Below are 20,813 nucleotides of genomic sequence, written 5' to 3' on the forward strand. Positions count from 1 at the left end.
AAAAGCAGCCTATCTAGGCTGCTTTTTTATTTAGGATTCTAATATGGCTTTAATATGAGGTTTAAAATAATTTGGCCCCTTTAAAACCTTACCGTCTTCACGATAAATAGGTTCGCCATCAGCGCCAAGTTTACTCATGTTACTACGTTGTATTTCAGCAAAGACTTCTTCAATTTTATGCTGCATGCCGTGTTCTATAATAGTACCACATAAAATATAAAGCATATCGCCCAAAGCATCAGCAACCTCCACGAGGTCATTCGCATTTGCGGCTTCTAAATACTCCTCATTTTCTTCGCGCATTAATTTATAACGAAGCATATTTTTTTCCATGCCTAAGTCGGCTTTAGGAGTTTCGCGATGTCCTATTTTAAAGGCCGTATGAAAAGCTTTTACCGCATCAATTTTGTCTTGCATAGTTCTTGGTTTATTTGTGTACTAATCCGTATTTTTGCATAAAAATAAGAAGATGTTTAGTACTGGTCAATGGATTTTTGGAATATTATTTTTTATTGCTTTCGTCATTGTGATCGCTTTTCAGTACCGAAAAGATCTTCAACTTCACAAAATATTCTATAAAGGAACATTCTGGGTTCTTCTTGCTTTTATTGGCTTTATAGGTATGATTGCTGCGATAAAATTCATTTTTATGTAATGGATTTAAAGTCATAGCTTTAGTTTTTTAGTGTCAATCTTTTTTTTATAACTTTAGTTGGTGAAAATACCGTGTATCGGGTATGGTATAATGGGGCTTTAAAGTGCACTTTTGTGTATAAAGTTTTTTATTTTGAATACGCTTAGTATTATTACTGATAACTCAGTATATGGTTTATCATAATAAACCACATACTGTTTAATATAAATCCTCATTGAGATTGAAGTGCTTTTATAAAAACCCTAAAGATGTCATGCCCAGTTTTAATACTTACTATAGTCGTATTATTTACTTTTTATTGCTCCCTTTATTAAGTTTCAGTCAAAGCCAATCAAAAGCGTCCTTATTAGGGGTTTGGCACAATAACAAGTTGCTCGATACAGCAAGAGCAACGGCCTATCATAACTATATTTCTAAATATTATTTTGAAAATAAAACCGATAGCGCCTATGCTATGACTTTAGAGTTGTTAGATTTTATAAATGCCAAAGCGCTTAGGGAGCAAAAAGCCGATGTGTTGCTCCTTTTAGGACGTATAGAACATGTATTTGGTGAAAATAGCAAAGCTTCAAATCACTTCGGAACAAGTTTAAAAATTTACGAAGATTTAAAAAATGTTAGAGGTCAAGCCAACGCTATAAATAATTTAGGAGTGTCATACCGAAAGGTGTACAATTTAGATGAAGCAAAAAAGTATTACGAACGTTCTATAGCGCTTGCAGAGACCGTTAGGGATACGGTTTTAATGGCTCAGGTTCTAGCCAATATCGGAAATATCTATGGGTGGCGCTATAAATCTGATGATGCGATTAGTTATTATGAAAAAAGTTTAAAACTGTCTCGTGCTATAAATCACAAACAGAAAATAGCCTTAGGCTTGATTAATATTAGTAATGCTTACATCCAAAAAAAGGAGTTTCCGTTGGCCAATCGTTACATTAATGAAGCTGTTTCAATTGGCGAGTCTGAGGGGAACTACAATACCTTAACCCATGCTTATAGCGTGCTTGCCATGATGTATTACAAACAAAAACGTTATGACGAATTGATTGAGGCGGCTAATCAGTGTCTTTTTTATGCTGAAAAGATATCAAATCATGAAATGATTGATGGCGCCTATTTTTTCTTGTTTCAAGCGTATAAGGCGAAGCGCGATTTTGATCTCACTATAAAATATCAAGACTTAAGATTAGATCGAAGAACGACTATAGATGATATTCATGCGGTACAAGCTTTAGAGAAAATAAAAATAGACAATCACCGTACAAAAGATAGTTTGGTGAATATTAATAAGACTCTAAAATTAGGCCTTAAGCACGAAAATGAAAAAACTAATTTGGTATTAGCTTGGGGAGGCAGTTTATCTGCACTTTCTATTTTAACATTTGTGGTGTTCCGGAATTCTAAACACAAACAGCGTAAATCACAGCAAGAACGCGAACAGCAAATTGCGGAAAAAGAAAAGTTGCTTAAAGAATTAGAGTTGTCTACCATCAATGCCATGATTAAAGGTCAGGAAATGGAACGGCAACGCTTGGCTTCGGATTTGCACGATAGTGTTGGAGCTACCTTAGCTGCCGCAAAATTACAGTTCGAATATTTTGTGAAACAGCAAGTGATGTCTCATGATTCAGAATATTTAACAAAAAAAAATCAGTACACTATTAGATACCGCCTATAATGAAACCCGTGCTTTGTCTCATGTAAAAAATGCAGGGGTTATGGCTAAAGATGGATTATTGCCTGCGGTAGAACGCTTATCTAAAAATGCCTCCGGGATTAATAATTTAAAGGTGGAAGTGCAGAGTTTTGGTTTAGATCAGCGTTTAGAAAATGCTTTAGAAATTGCGATTTTTAGAATTATTCAAGAGTTGGTGACCAATATAATAAAACACGCCAAAGCAACCCACGCTATTGTGCACCTTACCAATCACGATAATAAACTTAATATAATGATAGAAGATAATGGTGTTGGCTTTGATCCCAAACAGTTACCCAAAACTACCAAAGGGATGGGGCTTATGAGTATTGATCGACGTGTAGAACATTGGGAAGGAAACTTAACTATTGAATCTGAATTAGGAAATGGAACTACCATAATAATTGATATACCGGTATGATTAGGGTCGCTATAGCAGAAGATCATCAGTCGTTGATTGATGGTATAAAATTATTTTTAGAACAAGAGCACGATATTGAGGTTGTAGGAACGGCTAATGACGGAGAGGCCCTCCTTAAATTAGTAAAACTGAAGCAGCCTAATGTGGTGATTACAGATATTAGAATGCCAAAGTTAGACGGCATTGAAGCAACAAAATGTATTAAAGCGATCTTGCCTCATACCCAGGTTTTAGCGTTTACCATGTACGACCAGAAAGCCGCAGTGAAACAGATGTTAGAAGCCGGCGTGTCTGGATATTTACTGAAAAACTCTCCTTTAGATGAGGTGGTGAAAGCGGTGCGAGCCGTGTATAACGGACATCGGTATTACGACGCTAATATTAATATAGAAGCTGAAGATAATAGCAATACAAAATCTAAGGGGGTGCTTACCAAGCGGCAAGTTGAAATTTTGAGATTAGTGGCGCAAGGAAAAACCTCTCGAGAAATCGCTAATGAATTGTTTATAGGAATTCATACGGTGGACACACACCGTAAAAATATGATTAAGATTTTAGGACTCCATGGTAAAGGGGAGTTAATGCGCTTTGCTATAGAAGCTAAATATAAATTTTTACCTTAAAAACGATATCTTAATTTTTTTTAAATCAATGTGTATTAAAAGATTTATGTTTGGGTTATTGGTTTGATAATTTGGTGTTTAGTCAAATTTTTAAAAGTTCATATAATAAAAATATTATCTTAAATTCGTTATTAATCAATCTTTATGTATTATGAAATTAATGAAACAATGCCTTGTTCTAATGGGGATGGTCGCAATCAATTTATCCTTTGGTCAAAGTTATGTTGGCTATGCTGTAGATAACTACTCCGGAATTCACGGCGTGATCTATAACCCTGCTAATGTGGTGGGAATGCCGTTGCGAACTGATATTAATTTAACGTCAGCCAGCGTCTTTGGTGGGAGTGATTATTTTGGCATCAACCTCAGTGATATTATAAGTTCTGATGGGGGATTTGATTTTGAAGAAGACGCAGAAAAATTCCCAACCAATACAAATAATTTTTTCTTTAATATCGATGTTGTGGGGCCTTCGTTTATGCTCAACTTAACAAAGAAAAGTAGTATTGGAGTGATTAGCCGATTACGAGGAAATCTTAATATTAATGATATCAATGGAGAACTGTATGAAGCTGTTGTTGATGATTTTGATGTTGACGAGGACTTTAGCTTTAATTCAGAACACCTTAACGGAACAATACATGCTTGGGGAGAAATTGGTGTTGCCTACGGAAGAATTCTAGTCGATAAACCCCAACATTTCTTAAAGGGTGGTGTAACTCTAAAATACCTTATGGGGGCCGGAAGCCTTTTTTTAAGTAGTCCAGGATTACAAGGGGAATATACCGCCAGTTCAGAAACTTTAGTCACACAAGGGCAATTAAACTACGGAACAAGTGAAGGTTTTGACAACGATGATGTTAACTTTTCCAATATTACCTCTGGTGTAGGATTGGATCTTGGATTTACCTACCAATGGTATGACAATGCTAGTGTAGACAGTTTACCAAAGTATAAGCAACCTTATAAACTTAAAGTTGGGGTTTCTGTGACCGATATTGGTTCTATTAGTTACGATGATGCTAAAATTAGCCGTTACGATCTTAATGCCTCCGTAAGTACTGCAAATTATGAAGAAGATGTTGAATCGTTTTTAGAAGATAATTACGATAATATTGATATTAATGAAACAGCCACTTTACAATTGCCAACGGCCTTACATCTTTTGGTAGATTATAGATTGTCTAAAAAATGGTTTGTAAGTGCACAAGCCGATTTGTCCATGACAAAAAAGGATTCAGAGTTGAGCAGTTCTGTTATCAATACGGCAACCGTAGCACCACGATTAGAAACTAAATGGTTTAGCTTTTATGCACCATTAAGTTTTAGACAATATGGAGATGTCTCTTTTGGTGGTGGTTTTAGATTAGGACCTTTAACGGTAGGTTCAGGCTCTGTATTTACGAACCTTTTGTCAGAGAGTTCTAAAACAACAGATGTGTATGTGGGACTGAAAATTCCTATTTACCGGTAGTCTCAAATTAAGAAGGAGATAATTCTATAAAACAAAAAAAATACCCATTAATGGGTATTTTTTTGTTTTATAGCCTGTTGTATTTTTATCGGGTAAGAAAGCCATAAGCCAGCGATTTGTTACAGGGTTGGGGCATGTTACGCGATGAATTAAAACTCACTACAATCTTAAATAATATGGATTAAACAGACCATTAAATTGAAGGATAGCGGTGGTGGGATATAAAATTTAAAAGTTAAAAAGAGATACTTTAAGATACTAAACTAGAGATGTTAGTCTTACTGAGTTGCTATTAATTGTAGGGGTATTTAGAGATATCAGTAAGTAGAAAAACCACCTTTTAAAGGTGCTTTTTTAATGGTTAATATTCATAAAAAAAGCAGCCTAAGTAGACTGCTTTTTAAGTTTGTATTATGTGCTTTAAAGTTTTTCAGCGACTAAAGAAATAGTAATTTCAATATCGTCGTTTATAAATTTGTCGCCTAAATTATCAAAAAACGATTTAGACCCGTATTTGACATTCCACTTAGAACGGTCAATCGTAAACGTTTCACTTGTTAAAGTCATTATGTTTTCCTTGTCATTAAACGTCAATTTTACAGGAAAGCTAATGTTGTTTGTAGTTTCTTTTAGAGTTAAGTTTCCAGAAAGCTGCGTTTGACCATCAGTTGTCGTTGTACCAGTCACAATAAATTTTGCATTTGGATACGCTTGTACATCAAAAAAATCATCACTTTTTAAGTGCGTTGTTAATTTTGCATGATTGTCGTCTTCCTTAGGGAGATCTAAAACTTCGATACCATCCATATTAATCACAAATTTCCCTGCCTCTATAGCACCAGAATTCATATTCAGTTTTCCTGCAGCTAAAGCAATAGTTCCATGGTGTTCTCCCGTAGGTTTAAACCCTTTCCATTGAATTGTAGATAATGTAGGATTTACTTCGTAAGTAACAGCGTCAGATTTTGCTACGGCAGCAGCTTCAGCTTGATTGGTGTCTGCTTCTTTAGCTTTGTCACCACAGCTCGTAAGCGTCACAAAAGTTATTAGCGTAAGGAAATTTAAAAAGATAGTTTTCATAGTTTTGTTTTTTGATTTTAAAATTTAAAAATACAAAGATAAAAAATAGGACTTTGTTAGGTTGAAAAAAATGTTTGTGACATTTTGACATTATTATGATAATGGCAGTAATTTTGCCAATACTAATGAAAGTTAAAAAAAGAACTCAAAATGAGTAAAGAAGATAAAAATATAAATGTTGAAGATCCTAATATTGAGGATCAAACTACGAGTAATGCTGAGGCAGACGTAGCAGAAGAAAAAAATGTAAAGTCTCCAGAAGAGCAGTTGCAAGATCAGTTAGTCGCTGAAAAAGATAAATTTATGCGTTTGTTTGCTGAATTTGAAAATTATAAAAAGCGAACAACTAAGGAGCGTATAGAGTTGTTTAAAACAGCTAGTCAAGATGTCGTTGTTGCAATGCTACCGGTTTTAGATGATTTTGAGCGTGCCTTATCACATATTGAAGAGGATAAAGAAGCAGAAGAATTAAGAAAAGGGGTTTTATTAATTTACAATAAATTAGTTAATACCTTAGGTCAAAAAGGCTTATCTAAAATTGAGGTAAACCAAGGCGATGCCTTTGATGCCGATATCCACGAAGCGATAACACAAATTCCAGCCCCTAGTGATGATTTAAAAGGGAAAATTATAGATGTGGTTGAGCATGGTTATAAATTGGGAGAAAAAATAATTCGTTTCCCTAAAGTAGTCATTGGTCAATAAATGATAGCCCAAAAGAAGACGCGTTTCTAGAAAAATACCAAGAATAAATTAGTTGATGAAAGAAGATTATTACGACATATTAGGAATCAGTAAAGGAGCCTCTGATGCTGAAATAAAAAAAGCTTATCGTAAAATGGCATTGAAATATCATCCGGATAAAAATCCTGATAATACTGAAGCCGAAGAAAAGTTTAAAAAAGCAGCAGAAGCTTATGAGGTTTTAAGTGATGCAGACAAAAAAGCACGTTACGACCAATTTGGTCACCAAGCCTTTGAAGGTGGTGCCGGAGGTGGCTTTGGCGGCGGTGGCATGAATATGGATGACATCTTCAGTCAATTTGGTGATATCTTTGGTGGCGGTGGCTTCGGCGGCGGTGGTTTTAGCGGCTTTGGCGGCGGCGGTAGACAACGTGTCGTTAAAGGATCTAACCTTAGAATTCGTGTTACACTTTCTTTAGAAGACATCGCTAAAGGTGTTGAAAAGAAAATAAAAGTTAAGCGAAAAATTAAAGCGCCAGGAACCACGTACAAAACATGTGGAACTTGTGGTGGTTCTGGTCAAGTAACCCGTGTTACAAATACCATCTTAGGTAGAATGCAAACGGCCTCACCTTGTCAGACTTGTGGAGGTTCAGGGCAAACTATAGATAAAAAGCCTGCCGATGCAGATGCTCACGGTCTAAAAGTTTCTGATGAAACGGTAACCGTTAAAATTCCTGCAGGAGTTGTTGATGGAATGCAGCTTAAAGTAACTGGTAAAGGTAATGATGCCCCAGGTAACGGTATTGCAGGTGACTTATTAGTAGCCATTCAAGAAGAAGAACACCCAACATTAAAACGTGAAGGTGATAACTTGCATTATGATATGTATGTGAGCTTGCCAGACGCGGTTTTAGGGAACTCTAAAGAGATTGATACGGTAACCGGAAAAGTGCGTATTAAGATTGAGCCAGGTGTACAATCTGGTAAAATTTTAAGACTTCGTGGTAAAGGAATTCCAAGTATCAATGGTTATGGCGGCGGCGATTTACTAGTGCATGTAAACGTTTGGACCCCAAAGACTTTGAATAAAAAACAAAAAGCCTTTTTTGAAAGTATGAAAGACGATGAGCATTTTGAACCTAAACCAGAAAGCTCGGATAAATCTTTTTTTGAAAAGGTAAAAGATATGTTTTCATAAAAGGTCTCTATTGAATAAAAATTAGTATATTTGAATTATCGCTAATCTTATTAGCGGTAATTTTTCTTTTTCATAGCAATTTTTTCCCATCCTTATCTAACCATGAGGGTGGGTTTTGTTTTTTAGACCCTGTGAGATCCCCTAAATGCCTCTTTTAGGTGCTTTACATCCCTATCGGACTTCACTTTAATAACCAAAAGAGTTAAAGAAAAGTGGATAAAGAACATAAATTGTGGGGTTTGGCTATAAAAGAATCTCTAACATTTAATATCTTTACAGACTAACCATACCTAAAAATTTAGATCTCTATGAATGACTTATTAGTTGCTAATTCCGTCTCTAAAAATTTCGGAAATTTTAAAGCTCTAAATGAAGTATCTATTGCAGTGCCAAAAGGTAGTATTTTTGGTTTACTTGGACCAAATGGTGCTGGTAAAACCACATTAATACGTATTATCAATCAAATTACAATGCCAGACACGGGGTCTGTTTTATTGGACGGACAACCTTTAAAAACAGAACATATACGCGATATTGGCTACCTGCCCGAAGAGCGTGGCTTGTATAAATCTATGAAAGTAGGGGAGCAATGCTTGTATTTGGCGCAGTTAAAAGGGTTGACCAAAACAGAAGCTAAAAACCGTTTAAAATATTGGTTTGATAAATTAGATATTGGCGATTGGTGGAATAAAAAAATACAAGAACTTAGTAAAGGTCAAGCGCAAAAAATTCAATTTATTGTGACGGTGCTACACCAACCTAAACTATTAATTTTTGATGAGCCGTTCTCAGGTTTCGATCCTATTAATGCCAATTTAATTAAAGACGAAATTTTACAATTAAGAGATGAAGGCGCTACGGTAATTTTCTCAACACACCGTATGGAGTCTGTAGAGGAATTATGCGACCATATTGCTCTAATTCATAAGTCTAATAAAATCTTAGACGGACGCTTAAACGATATTAAACGCCAATATAAAACCAATACTTTTGAAGTCGGTATGGCCTCATTGCAACCCGATAAAGTTTGTGCAGAAATAAGAGAGAAATTTGAAGTGCTTCCGGCAACATTTAAAAATTTGAATGACGATATTAAGTTGAATATAAAGATAGATCAACAAACTTCACCGAATGATTTGCTATCATTTTTAACCAGCAAAGCTGAGGTCCATCATTTTATGGAAGTAATTCCATCGGCTAGTGATATTTTTATTCAAACTATAAAAAATAACTAATAATGAACCATTTACCATTAATAGTAAAACGGGAATATATTACCAAGGTAAGAAATAAGTCATTTATAATTATGACTTTTTTAAGTCCGCTAATTATGATAGCGCTTATTGCTGTTGTTGCTTATTTATCGCAATTAAATAACGAAAAACAGCGAAGTATCTCAATTTTAGATGAAACCGGTTATCTCAGTGAAGTGTTTGAAGATACAGAGCATACCAATTATACCTATCTCAATGGTCTCAGTTTAGAAGATGCCACCACTTTAGTTAAAGAGAAGGACGATTATGGTTTGTTATATATAGCTAAAGCTAATTCGCTAGATGATGTTGAAGGCCATGTTAAATTTTATTCGGAAGATTCACCTTCCTTGAGTATCATTTCGGGTTTAGAACGCCAAATTGAAAAACGTCTTAAAGAAAAGAAATTAGAATTAGATGGGGTCACTATGGCTCAAATTGAAGCCTCTCAAACTGATATTGAAATAGCACAAGAGAGCTTTGATGGTCAGAAAAGTTCTAAAATCGATAACATTGTTAAATTGGCCTTTGGTGGGGCAGCGGGTTATCTGCTTTTCATGTTTATCATCATTTATGGAAACATGATCATGCGCAGCGTTATTGAAGAAAAAACAAGTCGAATTATTGAGGTTATTATTTCGTCTGTAAAACCTATTCAGTTAATGATGGGGAAAATTATCGGAACCTCATTAGCAGGGATCACTCAATTTATTATTTGGGTTATTTTAGGAGGTGTATTACTCTTTGTGGTGTCGGCCATATTTGGTATCGACCTCGGTCAAGTACAATCGCCTCAACAAGAGATGGTAAACCAAGCCATGCAAGCGGAAGGTCCTCAGGTTATGGCAGAAAATTTAATTACCGCAATTAGTAATTTACCACTCGCTAATTTAATTGTGGCCTTTTTGTTTTTCTTTATTGGAGGTTATTTGTTATACAGTTCGTTGTATGCCGCTATTGGAGCCGCGGTAGACAATGAAACCGATACACAGCAATTTATGTTACCAATTTTAATGCCGCTAATATTAGCTGTATATGTTGGTGTCTTCACGGTGATTGAAGATCCCCACGGAACGGTTTCTACCGTATTTTCATTTATTCCTTTAACGTCTCCGGTAGTGATGCTTATGCGTATTCCTTTTGGAGTGCCAGTTTGGCAACAAATATTGTCCTTAGTATTATTAATCGGAACCTTTGTTTTAGCAGTTTGGTTTGCGGCTAAAATTTATAGGGTTGGAATATTAATGTATGGAAAGAAGCCGAGCTATAAAGAAATTTTTAAATGGCTGAAATATTAAGGTAATGGCACAAGACCTAGAACATATTGAAGAAAGCATTAGTAGCAGTGGCGTTTGGGAGGCGACTAAAGCATTTCTACAACAAAATATCGTATTTGGCGACAACATTAGTATTTCTATACTCGATGTTATTGTGGTGGTTACGGTTATTTTTCTCACCACAATTATTTTACGTGTCGTTCTAAAACTGATTACCAGAAATCTTCCTGATGAAAATAAGGGGAAATTTAATGTGGTTTATGGGTATTTCCGTTGGCTCATTTATGTGGTAATTTTATTTATTACCCTGCATAGTGTAGGGGTAAATGTAACCGCCGTATTTGCTGCTTCTGCTGCACTTTTAATAGGAGTTGGTTTAGCGCTTCAAACCTTGTTTCAGGATATTATCTCTGGCGTATTTATTTTAATTGATCAATCCGTACACGTAGATGATATCATTGAGCTAGAAGGTAAGGTTGGCCGTGTGGTAGAAATTAAGTTAAGAACCACAAGAGCGGTAACTATTGATAATAAAGTTTTAATCATTCCCAACCACTTGTATTTAACCAATTCCCTTTATAATTGGACACAAAACGGCGTTACCACACGAGAAAGTGTGGAAGTCGGCGTGGCCTACGGAAGTGATGTGCAATTGGTAAAAAGTTTGCTTTTACAGGCAGCCAAATCGAATAGTCAAGTTTTACCACATCCAGAGCCTAAGGTGCTGTTTACAAACTTTGGAGATAGTGCTTTAGATTTTAAAGTGGTTTTTACCTTAGGCGATAGTTTTACATCACAGCACCCTAAGAGTGATATTCGTTTTGAAATCGATCGGCTTTTTAGAGCTAATAATATTGCCATTCCATTTCCACAACGTGATATTCATATTATAAATGATAACAATTCAAAATAATTAATATACACCACATGTCTATGAAGCTACCGAAGATTTTAATAATTCTAGTTACCTTTTGTTTTTCGCAATGGGCATCAGGGCAGTTAACAGATTTGGCACGGTTAGAGTATTCCTTTATTCCTAAAACCAAATCTGGAGACCAGTATACAAGGCTTAGGGCTTTGGTTAACTATCCTATTGAATTTAAAAAAGACAATTATTTAGTCATCGGCGCAGAGTATAATCGTGTCCTCTTAAATTTAGAAGATAATTATCCTTTTAATCGTGAGTTATTTGAAAGTTTAAATATCATAGATTTAAACATCGCTTATACCTTTAAAGCGAGCGAATTTTGGAGGTATGGTATAAAGTTTAATCCGCGTATAGCGTCTACCTTAACGGAGCAAATTACCAAAGATGATATTTTTCTGAACGGAGGGGTGTATACTATTAATGACAGAACGGATGATGAATCTGCAGAGAAACCTTATCGTTTAATTTTAGGAATTACTTATAACTCTACCGCTGGAGTTCCTTACCCCTTACCATTTATTAGTTACTATAGACGTGTTAATGAACAATGGTCTTTTAATGCCGGAGTGCCAAAGTCTAATGTGAAATATTATTTCAACGATAAAAACATGGCACAATTTTTTATAGGCTTAGATGGATATATGGCCAATTTACAGCGTCCTTTAGATGTCAACGGAAAGGAAGTTGATAATATCACCATGTCTGTAGCCGTTGGAGGTTTGGGCTATGAGCACCGTGTTACAGATCATATTGTGTTGTATGTATATAGTGGTTATACCGTCCGCTTTAAAAATGTGTTACGTAATGAGGATAGGGATGAAGTCTATGAATTAGACAATTTAAATTCCTATTATTTAAGAACTGGATTAAAATTTAAAATATAAGATGCCAAAAATATTAATCATAGAAGACGAAGCTGCAATCCGTAGAGTATTGGTGAAAATTCTTTCTGAAGAGAATGACACCTATCAAGTTGAAGAAGCTGAAAATGGATTAGTCGGAATTGAAAAAATTAAGAATAACGATTACGATTTGGTGCTTTGCGATATTAAAATGCCAAAAATGGATGGGGTTGAAGTCTTAGAAGCCGCTAAAAAGATAAAACCCGAAATCCCAATGGTTATGATTTCTGGTCATGGCGATTTAGATACAGCTGTGAATACCATGCGTCTTGGCGCTTTCGATTATATATCAAAACCACCCGATCTTAATAGGTTATTAAATACGGTACGCATTGCTTTAGACCGAAAAGAACTTGTAGTTGAAAATAAAATGCTGAAAAAGAAAGTCAGCAAAAACTATGAGATGATAGGGGAGAGTGACAGTATTGATCGTATTAAAAATATGATTGATAAGGTGGCACCAACAGATGCAAGGGTGTTAATTACCGGACCTAATGGTACAGGAAAAGAACTTGTAGCGCATTGGTTGCATCAAAAAAGTGAGCGTTCTAAAGGGGCTATGATCGAAGTAAATTGTGCGGCAATCCCTAGCGAGCTAATAGAAAGTGAATTGTTTGGGCATGTTAAAGGCGCTTTTACCTCTGCAGCAAAAGATAGAGCAGGGAAATTTGAAGCCGCTAACGGAGGTACTATTTTCTTAGATGAAATTGGAGACATGAGTCTTCCGGCACAGGCTAAGGTGTTAAGAGCCTTACAAGAAAACCGTATTCAACGCGTAGGAAGTGATAAGGATATTAAAGTCAACGTCCGCGTGGTGGCTGCTACCAACAAAAACCTTAAAAAAGAAATTGAAGCCGGGAATTTTAGAGAAGATTTATACCACCGTTTAGCCGTGATTTTGATTGAAGTACCAGCCTTAAATGAAAGACGTGAGGATATTCCGTTACTGATTAATTATTTTGCTGAAAAAATATCTAAAGAACATGGGACGGTGAAAAAAACATTCGCTGATAAGGCTATAAAACTATTACAAAATTACGATTGGACGGGGAATATTCGAGAGTTAAGAAACGTTATCGAGCGTCTTATTATTTTAGGAGGAACTGAGGTTAGTGAAGCTGATGTTAAGGCCTTTGCTTCTAAATAGGAGTTTTAAAATGACTAAGTTTTTTGTAAGTATTCTATTTTAGACCTTAAAATGTTTAGGTTGAATTCTAAAGCCTATAACGACCGATAAATATTATAACTATAGTTAAAAGGCTGACCTCGTGTCAGCTTTTTTTAGTTTAGAGAAGCCTTTAAGTCTAAAGAAGAATCTAAACCCATCTAGCTTCTTAAAGTTGTAAAATCTTTTTATATTTAAATAAATCTTAAGTAACACTATGAAAGCGATTAAAATAGATGATTTTAAAATTTCATCTCCCATAAAAATAAATGAATTGCCAACTTCTTTTGATTTGGATGAAAGTGAAAAGAAGATCGAAAAGAAACTCCGAAAGGTCAGTGAAGATCTCGCGGAGATTCAGAATAAAATGTATGCTCACGGTAAATATGCAGTGTTATTTTGTATTCAAGGGATGGATACCGCAGGAAAAGACAGCTTAATTCGTGAAGTGTTCAAGGAGTTTAACGTCAGAGGGATTGTGGCGCATAGCTTCAAAAAGCCGACCGATTTAGAGCTTAAGCACGATTATCTTTGGAGGCATATCAAAGCCTTACCGGCAAGAGGAAAGTTCGGTATTTTTAATAGAACACATTATGAAAATGTACTTGTTACAAGAGTGCATCCAGAATATCTGATGTACGAAAATCTTCCGGATATAAACTCCGTAGATGATGCTGATGAAAATTTCTGGGAGAAACGCTTTGAGCAAATTAATAATTTTGAAAAGCATATTGCAGATAACGGAACGATCATTTTTAAATTCTTTTTAAATATCTCTAAAGACGAACAAAAAAATAGATTATTACGACGTTTGAATAAACCGAGTAAAAATTGGAAGTTCTCCCCAGACGATTTAGATGAACGCGAATGTTGGGATGAATATCAAGCCTGTTATGAAGCGGCAATAAATAAAACCTCTAAACCCCATGCACCTTGGTATAATCTTCCTGCCGATGATAAGCCTACGGCACGCTATATCGTGGCTAAAATTTTATATGATACGCTTAAAGCATATACGGATATCAAAGAACCAGAGTTGCCAGATAGCCAAAAAGCAAAAATTGATGACTATAAGGCGCAGCTTAAAAATGAGTAAAGTCGTATTGATAATAAATTAAAAAAATATGAATACAAAGAAGTTAATCCAACCGGTAATGCAAGTTATCGGTTGTTTTTTATGAAGCGTTATGGAGTCGGTGTTATAAACGTTCTTCAGTCTCTGAGGGCAGAGATTTTCCGTACTCCTTCGTATAAATGCGCACTAATGCCATAAAAATACTCACTAAAAGAGGACCAAAAATTAAACCAATAAATCCGAATAAAGGAACCCCAACAATTACACCAATAAGGGTAATTAAAGGATGTACATCATCGAGTTTTTGAAGCACATACAAACGAATAATATTATCGGTACTTCCTACCACTACAATACCGTAGATTAAAATACCCCAAGCTTGAAAGCTATCACCAGACGATAAACTTAGAATAAATACAGGAATGATACCTACAAAAGTTCCTATAAAAGGAATCATAGAGCCGATTGTGACAATGACAAACCAAAAGAAGGGTTCTTCAATTCCAAAAATGAAAAACCCAATTAAAGCAATAATTCCTTGTGCTATAGCGACTAATGGAATACCTATAGCATTAGATTTTACCATAGCCTGTATCTCAAGACCTATTTCACTAAGGTTCTCTGTGTTCATGGGGATATAAGAACGTAAGGACTCTCGTAGTTTTGTACGGTTGGTGAGCATAAAGTATAACATAAAGTACATTAAACCTATGGCGATAAAGAGATTAAAGGTGTCTCCAACCATGGTTTGTACATTGTTAGAAAGCCATGACGTTACGGCTTCGGTATCAATTTGAGAATTAATATCTATACCGGTTTTAAACTTAATACGTCCAATTTGAGTTTTAAAAGCTTCTATAACGCGCTCACTATTACTGGCTAGATCAGAAATCTTATTCACCAACATAATCCCAAAACCCGATAAGGGAATCATAACTAATATAAAGGAGCCCAACATTAAACTTAAAGCGGCTAATGGCGATTTCCATTTGTATTTGGTCACCAAGCGCTTCATGATTTTTCGTAAAAGGATATAAAATGTTATTGCGCCTAAAACACCACTCAAATACGGTAGCATTTTACTGAAAATTAAACTTCCACAAAGGATGATTAAAAGTAAAACAAATACTTGACGGATGATTTTAGGCGCAATTTGATTCATAGAGTTAAGGTTTAAAACCACTCAAAGATAGTTTTAAAACCTTAATACGCTGTGCTCTAATTACACAAAACTTTAACGCAATTCAAAGCGATTATAAGGCAATTTCAACCTGGTTATTTAAGATGTCATCAAAGGTTTCACGTTTTCTAATGAGATGCGCATTCCCTTTATAAAGTAAAACTTCAGCAGGTCTGTAACGGGAATTATAGTTGCTAGCCATAGAATAACAGTAGGCTCCGGCATTTTTAAAGCAGAGCATATCACCTTCATTAATTTCAGAAATACGTCTGTTATTGGCAAAAGTATCTGTCTCACAGATGTAACCTACAACCGAGTAAAAACGTTCTCGCCCCTTAGGGTTGCTAATGTTTTCAATATCATGTTGAGACCCATATAACATTGGGCGGATAAGGTGATTAAAACCAGAGTCTATCTGTGCAAAAACCGTTGATGTGGTTTGTTTCACCACATTCACTTTTGCTAAAAATACACCCGCTTCACTGACTAAGAATTTACCGGGTTCAAAGGCTAAGGTTAATGGTCTCCCATATTCTTTACAGAATTGGTTAAAACGTTTTGATAATTTTTCGCCTAATTCTTCAATATTGGTTTCAATGTCTCCTGTTTTATAAGGTACTTTAAAACCTGAACCGAAATCTATAAACTCTAAGGTTTTGAAATTTTTAGCCGTTTCAAATAAAATTTCACTCGCATATAAGAAGACATCAATATCAAGGATGTCACTCCCGGTATGCATATGAATCCCGTTGATATTCATCTTAGTATTTTCTACAATACGAAGTAAAAGTGGTATTTGATGAATAGAGATTCCAAATTTACTGTCTATATGTCCAACAGAAATGTTAGTGTTTCCTCCAGCCATAACATGAGGATTAATACGAATACATACTGGAATTTTAGGATGCTTAGTTCCAAATTGCTCCAATATAGATAGGTTGTCAATATTAATTTGAACCCCTAATTTAGCGACGGTTTCAATCTCTTCTAAAGAGACCCCGTTGGGCGTAAAAATGATGTTTTCAGGTTTAAATCCGGCTTTTAATCCTAAGTGAACTTCTTGGATAGACACGGTGTCAATACCAGAACCAAAAGAATTAAATAATTTTAATATCGAAATATTAGAGAGCGCTTTAACGGCATAATTCAGTTTTAAAGACTTTACCTTACTAAATGCTTTGGTTAATCGTTTGTACTGAAATTCGATTTTTTCGGCGTCATAGACATATACAGGACTCCCGAAATCCTTCGCAATTTGTAATAAGGTGTTTTGTTCCATCTTTAAATGTTATATTAGGGTTCTTGGACTTTTTTTAGGCAAAAATAATTCTAATCCTTAGGTAAAACATAGAAATGTGAAAAAATTGTTATTTTTACACAAAATGTTATATATATAACAATATGAAAACAATTGCATCCTGTGTTCAAGAGATTATAGTCTCAAGTCCTTTTTTAGAAGAAGGCTTATCGCGTCAGATCATTAATTTTTCGGCTCTAGCGAAAGACTTAAACGAGCCCATTTCAAAAATGTTGCGTAAACCCGTTAAAGATGGGGCTATTATGATGGCTTTAAGGCGCTTTCAGCAACCGATAAACCTTGAAAATAAAGACCGATTAAAACGGGCATTCCATCAATTAGGAGATATTACTGTGCGTTCTAATTTAAGTGATTTTACGTTTCAGAATTCTAAAACGTTAATCAACAGTCATTCTAAAATTTTAGAACGTATTAGTGCCAATCATCAGATTTTTTATGCCTTTACGCGTGGGATGTTTGAGAGTAATATTATTATTTCGACTTCAGAAAAAGAGCATATTCTAAAAACGTTTAAAAAAGAAACGCAAATAGGGTCTCAAGATAAATTATCGGCCATTAGTATCTATTTACCCAATGGAAACTCTAAAGTGGTCGGCTTATATTATCAAATATTTAAACGTTTAGCTTGGGAAAATATAACTTTGTATGAAGTGGTTTCTACAACAAACGAATTTACTGTAGTGGTTGAAGATTACTTAGTTGACAAGGCTTTTTCAGTGATTAAAGATTTAAAAATTTAAGATTTAAATAACGCTATTAATATTAAGGAGAAGTCTTGTTTTTTAGCAAAACCACTAGAGTTTAAATCTCTAAGAAAATTTATTGCTAAAAACTATTAGTATGCTTATTTTTGTCCGACCAATAAATTTCTGATAAAAAATGAATTTACACGAATATCAAGGAAAAGAATTATTAAGCAGTTTTGGCGTACGTATTCAACGTGGTATTGTAGCCCAAAGTGCTAAAGAAGCTGTAGAAGCAGCTAAGCAATTAACAGCTGAAACAGCTACAGGATGGCATGTGATTAAAGCACAAGTTCATGCAGGTGGTCGTGGAAAAGGTGGTGGAGTAAAATTGGCCAAAAACCTTCAGGAAGTTGAAGACATTGCAGGACAAATCATAGGAATGGATTTGGTAACACCTCAAACTTCTGCGGAAGGTAAACGTGTGCACCAAGTTTTAGTTGCTGAAGATGTTTATTATCCTGGTGATTCTGAGCCAGAAGAATATTATATGTCTGTATTATTAAACCGTGGTAACGGAAGAAACATGATTATGTATTCTACAGAAGGTGGAATGGATATTGAAACTGTTGCTGAAGAAACACCACATTTAATTTTTACTGAAGAAATCGATCCTGCAACAGGTATTTTACCATTTCAAGCACGTCGCGTAGCCTTTAATTTAGGTTTATCTGGTGTTGCTTTTAAAGAAATGACAAAATTTGTTACAGCTTTATATACAGCTTACGACAAGTCTGATGCGTCTTTATTTGAAATTAATCCTGTTTTAAAAACAAGTGATAGCAAAATAATGGCTGTTGATGCTAAAGTAACTTTAGATGCTAATGCCTTATATAGACATAAAGATTTAGCTGAATTACGTGACTTACGTGAAGAAAACCAAATTGAAGTTGAAGCAGGTGCTTTAGGTTTAAACTATGTAGACTTAGACGGAAACGTTGGGTGTATGGTAAATGGTGCTGGTTTAGCTATGGCAACTATGGATTTAATTAAGCAAGCTGGTGGTGAACCTGCAAACTTCTTAGATGTAGGAGGTACTGCTGATGCGGCTAGAGTAGAGGCGGCTTTTAAAATTATTTTAAAAGACCCAGCTGTAAAAGCGATCTTAATTAACATCTTTGGTGGTATTGTACGTTGTGACCGTGTGGCACAAGGAGTTATCGATGCTTATAAAAACATGGGGAATATTAATGTTCCTATCATTGTACGTTTACAAGGAACAAATGCAGACATCGCTAAAGAATTAATTGATAATTCTGGTTTAGATGTTATGAGTGCAACTGAATTCCAAGAAGCGGCAGATAAAGTTCAAGAAGTATTAGCATAAGCTAATAGACTGATAAGTTGAAAAACTTAAAAGGTTATATCATTAAAAAGAGCAACAGTAATGTTGCTCTTTTTTTATTTAGAAGGTTTTGCAGGCTTTTTCTTTGGTAGTGGACCTCTTAAATGAATAATTAATCCGTTGAGGAAATTTCTTAAAATTTGATCGCCACACTCCATATACTTCGGGTGATCTTCATTTCTAAAGAGTGCATTTAATTCACTCTTAGAAATTCTAAAATCTACGAGTTCTAAAATTTTTACGATATCGTCGTCACGTAGCTTGTGGGCTACTCTTAATTTTTTAAAAATGTCGTTGTTAGTCATAAGCTGTAAATTTCGTTCTGTAGCCATACAGAAACGTTTATTAGATAGTTATACGGTTTCTCGCGGTTGGTTATGTTAAGATTTCAAAATCCCTCATTATACAAAGGTAGGGCAAAGGTACGTTTTAATCGTAAAGCCATTGGTAAGCAGTTCCAAAATTTGAAGCCCATAACTGCTCATTATGTTGTCCGCCTTCAATAATCCGCTGTTCTAGCTGTTCGTCCTTTAAACCTTTAGATTTTAGTAAGTGAATCATAGCCTCCATTTTAGGAAGCATGTTTTCTCCTTCATCTGTACCCGCTAAAAAGTATAATTTTGTGGTTCCTGGGAGTTCAATAGACCTTACAAAGGTAAAAATTTCAGGATTTATCCAAAACGCAGGCGAAAATACACCGGCTTTACCAAAGGTCTCAGGGTATTTCATAGCTGCATAGAAGGAAACTAAACCACCTAACGACGAACCGAAAATGGTTGTATTTGAAGCATCGGGAAGCGTGTTGTAGGTCGAATCAATCTTAGGTTTTAAGTTGTTTTTTATAAATTCTATATAGGCTTTACCTTGGCCACCACCATAGGTAGCATTCTTGTAGGGGGTTAATTCTTCAATGCGTTTTTCGTTGCCGTGTTCTATGCCAACAATAATACTCTCACGTTCATTTAAACCGTTTAGATATTCGTCAATTTTCCATTCACCCGCATAAGAAGATTCTGCATCAAATAAATTTTGAGCATCGTGCATATAAATCACAGGATACGCTTTTTCCGATTTTGAATAATTTGTAGGTAAATACAACCAAATTTTTTTCGTGGTTTCTAATTGAGGAACTTCAATAGTAAAAGTTGTAACATTCTCAATATCAGCAGTTTGACTCGTTAGTTGTAGCGAAAATAAAATAAATATAAATTTGAGTAAAGGCTTCATTATCATGCTTTAAGCATCAATTTATTTTGATAAACGTTTAATATCACCGATTAAGTACGTTCAATTTTTCGACAAGATACATTATATCAACGACAATAAAATCTACCATCTATTTAACTTTACAATAAAATAAAAGCTTTGAATCATGACAAATCGTATTGAAAAACTAAACTTACTTTCTGAAATGATAGCCTTTGCTCAAACTGAAGATCGTATTGAGACTTTTGAATATCATTTCTTATATAGTATTGCTAAACAGTTAGATATTTCTAAAGCTGATTTTCAATACTTGTTAGATCATCCTGTAACCAATGTACATTTAAAATCCCATAGTGAGCGCATTGTCCAGTTTCACAGATTAGTGCTTTTGATGGATTTTGGCGAGCATATCAGTTCTAAGCAGTGGGTTAAAATTCACAATTTCGGACTTCGTATGGGTTTAAGTCATGAGTCTATAAACCGGGTCTTAGACCTTATGGAAAGTTTTCCTAATAACATGGTTCCCGCAGATTTTCTGATCGATATTTTTAAAGTGCACTACAATTAATCCAATTTAAGCCCTT

General features: G+C 35.1%; 22 protein-coding genes. 15 read left to right on the plus strand and 7 right to left on the minus strand.

Annotated features, from left to right (window positions below; translation table 11 throughout):
- Positions 1-30 precede the first annotated feature (30 nt).
- Positions 31-417 (minus strand): pyrophosphohydrolase domain-containing protein, encoded by a 387-nt coding sequence (locus DFQ08_RS05700; RefSeq protein ID WP_114308852.1) that lies wholly within the window; start codon positions 415-417, stop codon positions 31-33.
- A gap of 85 nt (positions 418-502) precedes the next feature.
- A complete protein-coding gene (locus tag DFQ08_RS16405) occupies positions 503-670 on the minus strand; it encodes a hypothetical protein (protein ID WP_181858367.1) in 168 nt (55 codons plus the stop codon).
- Between the two features lie 238 nt (positions 671-908).
- On the opposite strand from DFQ08_RS16405, the gene DFQ08_RS05710 reads away from it, so the two are divergent.
- From DFQ08_RS05710 to DFQ08_RS05725, 4 genes are all read left to right on the plus strand, one after another.
- Complete coding sequence (locus tag DFQ08_RS05710) at positions 909-2,336, plus strand: ATP-binding protein (protein WP_114308854.1); 1,428 nt, start codon at positions 909-911, stop codon at positions 2,334-2,336.
- 13 nt (positions 2,337-2,349) lie between these two features.
- On the plus strand, positions 2,350-2,775 hold the full coding sequence (locus tag DFQ08_RS05715) for a sensor histidine kinase (protein WP_147269448.1): 426 nt from the start codon (positions 2,350-2,352) through the stop codon (positions 2,773-2,775).
- Positions 2,772-3,398 carry a response regulator transcription factor gene (locus tag DFQ08_RS05720; protein WP_114308856.1) on the plus strand — a complete coding sequence of 209 codons (627 nt, stop codon included), beginning with the start codon at positions 2,772-2,774 and terminating at the stop codon, positions 3,396-3,398. The genes DFQ08_RS05715 and DFQ08_RS05720 overlap by 4 nt, the downstream gene beginning before the upstream one ends.
- A 151-nt stretch (positions 3,399-3,549) precedes the next feature.
- Positions 3,550-4,872, plus strand: coding sequence for a DUF5723 family protein (locus DFQ08_RS05725; RefSeq protein ID WP_114308857.1), 1,323 nt, complete (start codon positions 3,550-3,552; stop codon positions 4,870-4,872).
- Between the two features lie 420 nt (positions 4,873-5,292).
- Here the strand turns inward: DFQ08_RS05725 and DFQ08_RS05730 are convergent, their stop codons facing one another.
- Complete coding sequence (locus tag DFQ08_RS05730; protein ID WP_114308858.1) at positions 5,293-5,952, minus strand: YceI family protein; 660 nt, start codon at positions 5,950-5,952, stop codon at positions 5,293-5,295.
- A gap of 150 nt (positions 5,953-6,102) precedes the next feature.
- Here DFQ08_RS05730 and DFQ08_RS05735 point away from each other — a divergent pair, with 150 nt between their 5' ends.
- The 8 genes from DFQ08_RS05735 to DFQ08_RS05770 all read left to right on the plus strand — a co-directional run bounded on the left by DFQ08_RS05735 (position 6,103) and on the right by DFQ08_RS05770 (position 14,458).
- Positions 6,103-6,657 (plus strand): nucleotide exchange factor GrpE, encoded by a 555-nt coding sequence (locus DFQ08_RS05735; RefSeq protein WP_114308859.1) that lies wholly within the window; start codon positions 6,103-6,105, stop codon positions 6,655-6,657.
- Between the two features lie 55 nt (positions 6,658-6,712).
- Complete coding sequence (gene dnaJ, locus DFQ08_RS05740) at positions 6,713-7,837, plus strand: molecular chaperone DnaJ (RefSeq protein ID WP_114308860.1); 1,125 nt, start codon at positions 6,713-6,715, stop codon at positions 7,835-7,837.
- 308 nt (positions 7,838-8,145) lie between these two features.
- The gene (locus tag DFQ08_RS05745; RefSeq protein WP_114308861.1) at positions 8,146-9,072 is read left to right on the plus strand and encodes an ABC transporter ATP-binding protein; all 927 of its coding nucleotides are present in this window, start codon (positions 8,146-8,148) and stop codon (positions 9,070-9,072) included.
- A 2-nt stretch (positions 9,073-9,074) separates the two neighbouring features.
- Entirely contained in the window at positions 9,075-10,388 is a 1,314-nt protein-coding gene (locus DFQ08_RS05750; protein ID WP_114308862.1) for an ABC transporter permease, read from the plus strand.
- A gap of 4 nt (positions 10,389-10,392) precedes the next feature.
- Complete coding sequence (locus DFQ08_RS05755) at positions 10,393-11,280, plus strand: mechanosensitive ion channel family protein (RefSeq protein ID WP_114308863.1); 888 nt, start codon at positions 10,393-10,395, stop codon at positions 11,278-11,280.
- Between the two features lie 14 nt (positions 11,281-11,294).
- Positions 11,295-12,179: a DUF6268 family outer membrane beta-barrel protein gene (locus DFQ08_RS05760; RefSeq protein ID WP_245935383.1), complete on the plus strand. Its 885-nt coding sequence runs from the start codon at positions 11,295-11,297 to the stop codon at positions 12,177-12,179.
- 1 nt (position 12,180) lies between these two features.
- Complete coding sequence (locus DFQ08_RS05765; RefSeq protein WP_114308864.1) at positions 12,181-13,344, plus strand: sigma-54-dependent transcriptional regulator; 1,164 nt, start codon at positions 12,181-12,183, stop codon at positions 13,342-13,344.
- A gap of 235 nt (positions 13,345-13,579) precedes the next feature.
- Complete coding sequence (locus tag DFQ08_RS05770; RefSeq protein WP_114308865.1) at positions 13,580-14,458, plus strand: PPK2 family polyphosphate kinase; 879 nt, start codon at positions 13,580-13,582, stop codon at positions 14,456-14,458.
- Positions 14,459-14,561: 103 nt separating this feature from the next.
- Here DFQ08_RS05770 and DFQ08_RS05775 read toward each other — a convergent pair whose 3' ends face one another.
- Positions 14,562-15,599 carry an AI-2E family transporter gene (locus tag DFQ08_RS05775; RefSeq protein WP_114308866.1) on the minus strand — a complete coding sequence of 346 codons (1,038 nt, stop codon included), beginning with the start codon at positions 15,597-15,599 and terminating at the stop codon, positions 14,562-14,564.
- A gap of 91 nt (positions 15,600-15,690) precedes the next feature.
- Positions 15,691-16,896: a diaminopimelate decarboxylase gene (lysA, locus tag DFQ08_RS05780; RefSeq protein ID WP_114308867.1), complete on the minus strand. Its 1,206-nt coding sequence runs from the start codon at positions 16,894-16,896 to the stop codon at positions 15,691-15,693.
- Positions 16,897-17,018: 122 nt separating this feature from the next.
- Between lysA and DFQ08_RS05785 the strand changes: the two genes are divergently transcribed.
- Together DFQ08_RS05785 and sucC are read left to right on the plus strand one after the other, a co-directional pair.
- Entirely contained in the window at positions 17,019-17,675 is a 657-nt protein-coding gene (locus DFQ08_RS05785; RefSeq protein ID WP_114308868.1) for a hypothetical protein, read from the plus strand.
- A gap of 139 nt (positions 17,676-17,814) precedes the next feature.
- Positions 17,815-19,005 (plus strand): ADP-forming succinate--CoA ligase subunit beta, encoded by a 1,191-nt coding sequence (gene sucC, locus DFQ08_RS05790; protein WP_114308869.1) that lies wholly within the window; start codon positions 17,815-17,817, stop codon positions 19,003-19,005.
- Between the two features lie 74 nt (positions 19,006-19,079).
- On the opposite strand, the gene DFQ08_RS05795 is transcribed toward sucC, so the two are convergent.
- Entirely contained in the window at positions 19,080-19,328 is a 249-nt protein-coding gene (locus tag DFQ08_RS05795; RefSeq protein ID WP_114309682.1) for a DUF1456 family protein, read from the minus strand.
- A 124-nt stretch (positions 19,329-19,452) separates the two neighbouring features.
- Positions 19,453-20,250: an alpha/beta hydrolase gene (locus DFQ08_RS05800; RefSeq protein ID WP_317048374.1), complete on the minus strand. Its 798-nt coding sequence runs from the start codon at positions 20,248-20,250 to the stop codon at positions 19,453-19,455.
- A 145-nt stretch (positions 20,251-20,395) separates the two neighbouring features.
- Here DFQ08_RS05800 and DFQ08_RS05805 point away from each other — a divergent pair, with 145 nt between their 5' ends.
- The gene (locus DFQ08_RS05805) at positions 20,396-20,797 is read left to right on the plus strand and encodes a TerB family tellurite resistance protein (RefSeq protein WP_114308871.1); all 402 of its coding nucleotides are present in this window, start codon (positions 20,396-20,398) and stop codon (positions 20,795-20,797) included.
- Positions 20,798-20,813 lie beyond the last annotated feature (16 nt).

This window comes from Winogradskyella arenosi (assembly GCF_003337305.1).
Lineage (GTDB): Bacteria > Bacteroidota > Bacteroidia > Flavobacteriales > Flavobacteriaceae > Winogradskyella > Winogradskyella arenosi.